The 6,383-nt window shown below is 70.9% G+C and carries 5 protein-coding genes; all 5 read right to left on the bottom strand.

Features of this window, described 5'->3' with window-relative positions; all coding sequences use genetic code 11:
• Nucleotides 1–617: Rho termination factor N-terminal domain-containing protein (locus ABZY57_RS15950; protein ID WP_356512200.1), on the bottom strand; the 617-nt coding region annotated here is incomplete at its 3' end.
• Nucleotides 618–1,078: 461 nt separating this feature from the next.
• Nucleotides 1,079–2,005, bottom strand: coding sequence for a homoserine kinase (gene thrB, locus ABZY57_RS15945; protein ID WP_243336217.1), 927 nt, complete (start codon nt 2,003–2,005; stop codon nt 1,079–1,081).
• Nucleotides 2,006–2,428: 423 nt separating this feature from the next.
• Complete coding sequence (thrC, locus tag ABZY57_RS15940; RefSeq protein ID WP_356512198.1) at nt 2,429–3,499, bottom strand: threonine synthase; 1,071 nt, start codon at nt 3,497–3,499, stop codon at nt 2,429–2,431.
• 6 nt (nt 3,500–3,505) lie between these two features.
• Entirely contained in the window at nt 3,506–4,804 is a 1,299-nt protein-coding gene (locus ABZY57_RS15935) for a homoserine dehydrogenase (protein ID WP_356512210.1), read from the bottom strand.
• A gap of 161 nt (nt 4,805–4,965) precedes the next feature.
• Nucleotides 4,966–6,357 (bottom strand): diaminopimelate decarboxylase, encoded by a 1,392-nt coding sequence (gene lysA, locus ABZY57_RS15930; protein ID WP_356512196.1) that lies wholly within the window; start codon nt 6,355–6,357, stop codon nt 4,966–4,968.
• Nucleotides 6,358–6,383: the final 26 nt, after the last annotated feature.

Genomic DNA, 6,383 nt, shown 5'->3' with positions numbered 1-6,383 from the left:
GTGCGGTCGCGACGGCCGCGGCCCTCGCCTTCCTGGCCCTGGGCCTGGCCGGCAGGGGCGGTGGCGGCCTCGGCCTTCGCCTCGGCCTGGGCGGCCGGAGCGACGGTCTCGGACTTCTGCTCCACCTGTACGGCGGCGGCGGGGGCCGAGGCCTCGGGGCTGCCGGAGGGGGCGGTGGCGCGCCGGCGGCGGCGCTCGCCGACCGGGGCGTCCTCGCTGGCGGGCTGGCCCGGGATGTCGATCTGGGCCTGCGTGGCGGTCTTCTCGGCGGGCGCCTCGGCGGCGGCCTCGCCCGTACGGGCCTTGCTGGTGGCGCGGCGCTTCGGCTTGGTCTCGCCACTGTCGGCGGCCGGGGCGGCGGCGGGCGCGGAGGCCGCGGCCTTGGGGGCGCTGCTTCCCGCCTGCGCCTCCTTGATGACCTCGATCAGCTGGCCCTTGCGCATCCGCGCGGTGCCCCTGATGCCGAGGCCCGACGCGACCTGCTGGAGCTCGGCCAGGACCATGCCGTCAAGGCCGGTGCCGGAGCGGCGGCGCTTGGTCGGCGCGGCGCCCTCGGCGGGGGCACTGGTACCGACGTTGGTGTCGGCAGCGCCCATCAGATCGGTGGTGTCGCTCACGAAGGGTCCTTCCCTGGAGCGGACGTCGGCCTGTCTGGCTCGGCGACCGGTTGTGCTGTCCGACAACAGTCCGGAATGTGCGGACTGTGCCGGGGCGGTGGTCCGCCGATAGAGATACGGCGGAGAGAAACGTGCATGTGCGTGGGTGGTTCCGGCGAGAAGCCCCCGAGCTGGAAGCGTGGGAATGTCACGCCGATTCCGGAGCGTGCTCGAAACTGCTGGCAGCGATCAAAGCAGTCGGGGAGGCTCCCGGAAGAAAGGTGGTCCCTGATAGGGACACTGAGCACCAAGCCATGGCGGCTTCGGATGCGCACTTGAGACTAACACTACCGGATCCAACAGACATTCCCCCTCTCCATCACCGGCTATCGAGCCCATCCGCGCGGGTTTCGCGCGGGCTCCGCGCGGGCGGCCTGCCCTGGCCGCCCGCCCCTGGCCGGCTGTGTCCTCTCCTGCGCGGATCAGCCGCCCTGGGTTCCCAGCGGAAGTACGCTCGCGCCCGCGGCGTCGAGTGCGAGCCGGTTGGCCGCCCACCCTTCGCCCGCGAGCCGTGCGACCTTGTCGGCCGCACCGTTGTCGACCAGCGCGAGGACCGTGGGTCCCGCGCCGGAGATCACCGCGGGGATGCCGTCCGCCCGCAGTCGGGCCACGAGCGCCACGCTCTCGGGCATCGCCGGGGACCGGTACTCCTGGTGGAGACGGTCCTCGGTGGCCGGCAGCAGGAACTCGGGACGCCTGGTCAGGGCCTCTACGAGCAGACCCGCGCGGCCCGCGTTGACGGCGGCGTCCACGTGCGGGACGGTGCGCGGCAGCAGGCCGCGCGCGGTCTCCGTCAGGACCGGCTTGGAGGGGACGAAGACCACCGGAACGATGGAATCGGCGGGCTCCATGCGGATCGCCTTGGCGCTGCCGCCGTCCATCCACGCGAGGGTGAAGCCGCCGAGCAGACAGGCGGCGACGTTGTCGGGGTGGCCCTCGATCTCGGTGGCGAGCTCCAGCAGCGCCGTGTCGTCGAGCTTGGCCTCTCCGCCTATGGTCACGGCGCGGGCGGCCACGATGCCCGCGCAGATCGCGGCGGAGGAGGAGCCGAGGCCGCGGCCGTGCGGGATGCGGTTGGCGCAGACGACCTCGAGGCCGCGCGGCTGGCCGCCCAGCAGGTCGAAGGCGGTGCGCATGGAACGTACGAGGAGGTGGCTCTCGTCCCGCGGCAGGGTGTCGGCACCTTCGCCCGCGATGTCGATGTTCAGGCCGGAATCGGCCACGCGTACGACGACATCGTCATAGAGCCCCAAGGCCAGCCCGAAGGCGTCGAAGCCCGGGCCGAGGTTGGCACTGCTGGCGGGAACGCGCACCCGTACGGCGGCGGCGCGGAACGCTGGACCGGCCATCTTCCGATGACACTCCTTGTGACTGTGCGAGACGGGATTTTCGCTGGCTCGCTGTGAATGTACTGGAGAACGTACGACACCCGAAGGCCCTGTGGGCAGCACCGCGGTCATATGCACGGCGGCGGATGTAAGTACAGCCTATCGAAGGAAGGTTCTTCTCCGACATAGGGCGCACAGCAGGCGCACGATGCGTGTCGCCGGCTCCCGCCGGTCAGGTCGGGTTTCCGCCAAGATATCTGGCGGGATTCCGTCGTTCTTTGTGCCGTACGGCCCGAGTTGCCGGATTCCTCTGCCTTCGAAAGGCTTCCGGAATCCGGCAACTCGGTTACTGCGGTACTGCTGGGACCACGGGGGTCCCGGGGGTCCCGGGGGTCCCAGGGGTCCCGGGGACCGTCGGCCGGAATTCCGGCCCGGGGCTCCCGGTCAGACGAGGCCGAGGCGGATGGCGGCGGCTTCGGCGTCGACCGGGATGGTGACCGGCTGGGGAGCGCCGGCGACGGCCCAGTCGGGGTCCTTCAGGCCGTTGCCGGTGACGGTGCACACGATCTTCTGGCCGGGGTCGACCAGGCCGAGCTCGACGGCCTTGAGCAGACCGGCCACCGAAGCGGCCGAGGCGGGCTCGACGAAGACGCCCTCCTGAGCGGCCAACAGGCGGTAGGCGGCCAGGATCTGGCGGTCCGTCACCTCATCGATGAGGCCGCCCGACTCGTCCCGGGCCTGCAGGGCGTAGTCCCACGAGGCCGGGTTGCCGATGCGGATCGCGGTGGCGATGGTGTGCGGCTCCTTGACGACCTCGCCGCGCACGATCGGCGCGGAGCCCGAGGCCTGGAAACCCCACACGCGGGGCGTACGGGAGGCCAGGCCATCGGCCTTGTACTCCTTGAAGCCCTTCCAGTACGCGGTGATGTTGCCGGCGTTGCCGACGGGCAGCACGTGGATGTCCGGGGCGTCGCCGAGCGCGTCCACGATCTCGAAGGCCGCCGTCTTCTGGCCCTCGATGCGTACCGGGTTGACGGAATTGACCAGCGCCACCGGGTAGTTGTCGGAAAGCGCGCGGGCCAGGGCCAGGCAGTCGTCGAAGTTGCCGTCGACCTGGAGGATCTTGGCGCCGTGCACGAGCGCCTGACCCATCTTGCCGAGCGCGATCTTGCCGCGGGGCACGAGGACGGCGGAGACCATCCCGGCACGCACCGCGTAGGCGGCGGCAGAGGCCGAGGTGTTGCCCGTGGAGGCGCAGATGACGGCCTTGGCGCCCTCCTCCTTGGCCTTGGTGATCGCCATGGTCATGCCGCGGTCCTTGAAGGACCCGGTGGGGTTGGCCCCCTCGACCTTCAGGTGTACCTCGCAGCCGGTGCGCTCGGAGAGCACCTGGGCGGGGACGAGGGGAGTGCCGCCCTCACGGAGCGTGACCACCGGAGTCGTGGCCGTGACCGGCAGGCGGTCCCGGTACTCCTCGATGATGCCGCGCCATTGGTGGGTGCGATTGCTGCTCATGGGTCCTTACTCCCCTTCAACACGCATGATGCTGGCGACACCGCGGACGGTGTCCAGCTTCCGCAGCGCCTCGACGGTCCCGGAGAGGGCGGCGTCGGGTGCGCGGTGAGTGACGACGACGAGGGAGGCCTCGCCGTCTTGAGCTTGGCGACCCTGCTGGCGGACGGTGTCGATCGACACTCCGTGCTCCGCGAAGGTGGTCGCCACCTGGGCGAGGACGCCCGGCTTGTCCGCCACATCGAGGCTGATGTGGTAACGGGTGACGACATCCCCCATGGGGCTGACCGGCAGCTGGGTGTACGCCGACTCGCCGGGCCCCTTTGCCTCGGCGAGCTTGTTGCGGCAGACGGCGACGAGGTCGCCGAGGACCGCGGACGCGGTCGGCGCGCCGCCCGCGCCCGGACCGTAGAACATGAGCCGCCCGGCGGCCTCCGCCTCGACGAACACCGCGTTGTAGGCCTCGCGGACGGAGGCGAGCGGGTGGGTCAGCGGGATCATCGCCGGGTGGACGCGGGCGGTGACGGACTCGCCGTCGGCGGCGCGCTCCAGGATGGCGAGGAGCTTGATGGTGCAGCCCATGCGCTTGGCGGACGCGAAGTCGGCGGCGCTGACCTCGGTCATGCCCTCGCGGTAGACGTCGTCCAGGCGGACCCGGGTGTGGAAGGCGATGCCGGCCAGGATCGCGGCCTTGGCGGCGGCGTCGTAGCCCTCCACGTCGGCGGTGGGGTCGGCCTCGGCGTACCCGAGGGCGGTGGCCTCGTCGAGGGCCTCCTGGTACCCGGCGCCGGTGGAGTCCATCTTGTCGAGGATGAAGTTCGTCGTGCCGTTGACGATGCCCATCACCCGGTTGATCGTGTCGCCCGCGAGGGACTCGCGCATGGGACGGACCAGCGGGATGGCGCCGGCGACGGCGGCCTCGTAGTACAGGTCCAGCCCGGCCGCCTCGGCGGCTGCGTGCAGCGCGGCGCCGTCCTGGGCGAGCAGCGCCTTGTTCGCCGAGACCACGGAGATGCCGTGCTCGAAGGCGGTGGTGATCAGGGTGCGGGCCGGCTCGATGCCGCCGATGACCTCGATCGCGACGTCGATGTCACCGCGTTTGAGCAGCGCGGTCGCATCGGTGGTGACCAGGGCCGGGTCGATGCCCTCGCGGACCTTGGAGGGGCGGCGCACGGCGACGCCCGCGAGCTCGACGGGCGCGCCGATCCTGGCCGTCAGGTCGTCGGCGTGCGTCGTCATGATGCGGGCAACTTCCGAGCCGACCACTCCACAGCCCAGCAGCGCCACCTTCAGCGGACGCGTACGCATCATTCGACCTACGCCTTTCGATCTTCACATCAGTACCTGTTGCGCGGTTTGCACCCCAGGTGTGAACCAGTCTCACTCAATGGACAACAGTTTCCACCCTCGGTCCATTGAGTGAGACACCTATTCCGAGGTCCGGGGGCCGTCCCCCAGAAGAATGCGTGTCAGCCGACGTCGAGACGCAGGAGATCCTCCTCCGTCTCCCGGCGGACGATGACACGCGCCTCTCCGTCGCGCACCGCGACGACGGGCGGGCGGAGCACGTGGTTGTAGTTGCTCGCCATGGAACGGCAGTACGCGCCGGTGGCCGGCACCGCGAGGAGGTCCCCGGGGGCCACGTCGGCGGGCAGGAACGCGTCCTTGACCACGATGTCACCGCTCTCGCAGTGCTTGCCCACGACGCGCACCAGCATGGGCTCCGCGTCGGAGGTCCGGGAGACGAGGCTGACCGAGTACTCGGCGTCGTAGAGGGCCGTCCGGATGTTGTCGGACATCCCGCCGTCGACGGAGACGTACGTCCGCAGGCCCTCGAGCGGCTTGATCGTCCCGACCTCGTACAGGGTGAAGGCCGTCGGCCCCACGATCGCCCGTCCGGGTTCGACGGAGATCCGCGGGGCGCGCAGGCCGGCCGCCTCGCACTCGCGGGCGACGATCTCGTGCAGGGCCTTGGCGATCTCGTGCGGCTCGCGCGGGTCGTCGGCGGAGGTGTAGGCGATGCCCAGCCCGCCGCCGAGGTCGATCTCGGGGAGCTCCACCCCGTGCTCGTCGCGCACGGCGGCGAGGAGGCGTACGACGCGCTTGGCGGAGACCTCGAAGCCGGCCATGTCGAAGATCTGCGAGCCGATGTGGGAGTGGACGCCGAGCAGCTCCAGGCTGTCGTGCCCCAGGGCGCGCCGTACGGCCTCGGCCGCCGACCCGTCGGCGACGGCGATCCCGAACTTCTGGTCCTCGTGCGCGGTGGCGATGAACTCGTGGGTGTGCGCCTCCACGCCCACGGTGACGCGGATCTGCACGGGCTGGCGTACGCCGCGCTCGCGGGCGATGTGCGCGACGCGGGCGATCTCCTGGAAGGAGTCGAGCACGATCCGGCCGACACCGGCCTCGATGGCACGGGTGATCTCCGTGGTGGACTTGTTGTTGCCGTGGAAGGCGATCCGCTCGGCGGGCATCCCGGCGGCGAGCGCGGTGGCGAGCTCCCCTCCGGAACACACGTCGAGGTTGAGCCCCTCCTCCTTGAGCCACTTCACGACGGCCTTGGAGAGGAACGCCTTGCCGGCGTAGAAGACGTCGGCGTCCGGCCCGAAGGCGTGCGCCCAGGCACGGCAGCGCGCCCGGAAGTCCTCCTCGTCGAGGAAGTAGGCGGGCGTCCCGAACTCCTCGGCGAGCTTGGTGACTTCGATCCCGCCGACGGACACGACACCGTCCGCGTTCCGGCTCACCGTCCGGGCCCAGACCTTCTCGTCGAGCGCGTTGAGGTCGGCGGGCGGCGGGGCGTAGTGGCCCTCGGGCATGACGTCGGCGTGGCGGGGCCCGGCGGGGTGTGCGGAACGACTCATCTCGACATTCTCTCTTCGCAAATCAA

It is taken from the genome of Streptomyces sp. NPDC006450 (assembly GCF_040612195.1).
GTDB lineage: Bacteria > Actinomycetota > Actinomycetes > Streptomycetales > Streptomycetaceae > Streptomyces.
This window is presented reverse-complemented; position numbering and strand designations above follow the sequence as displayed.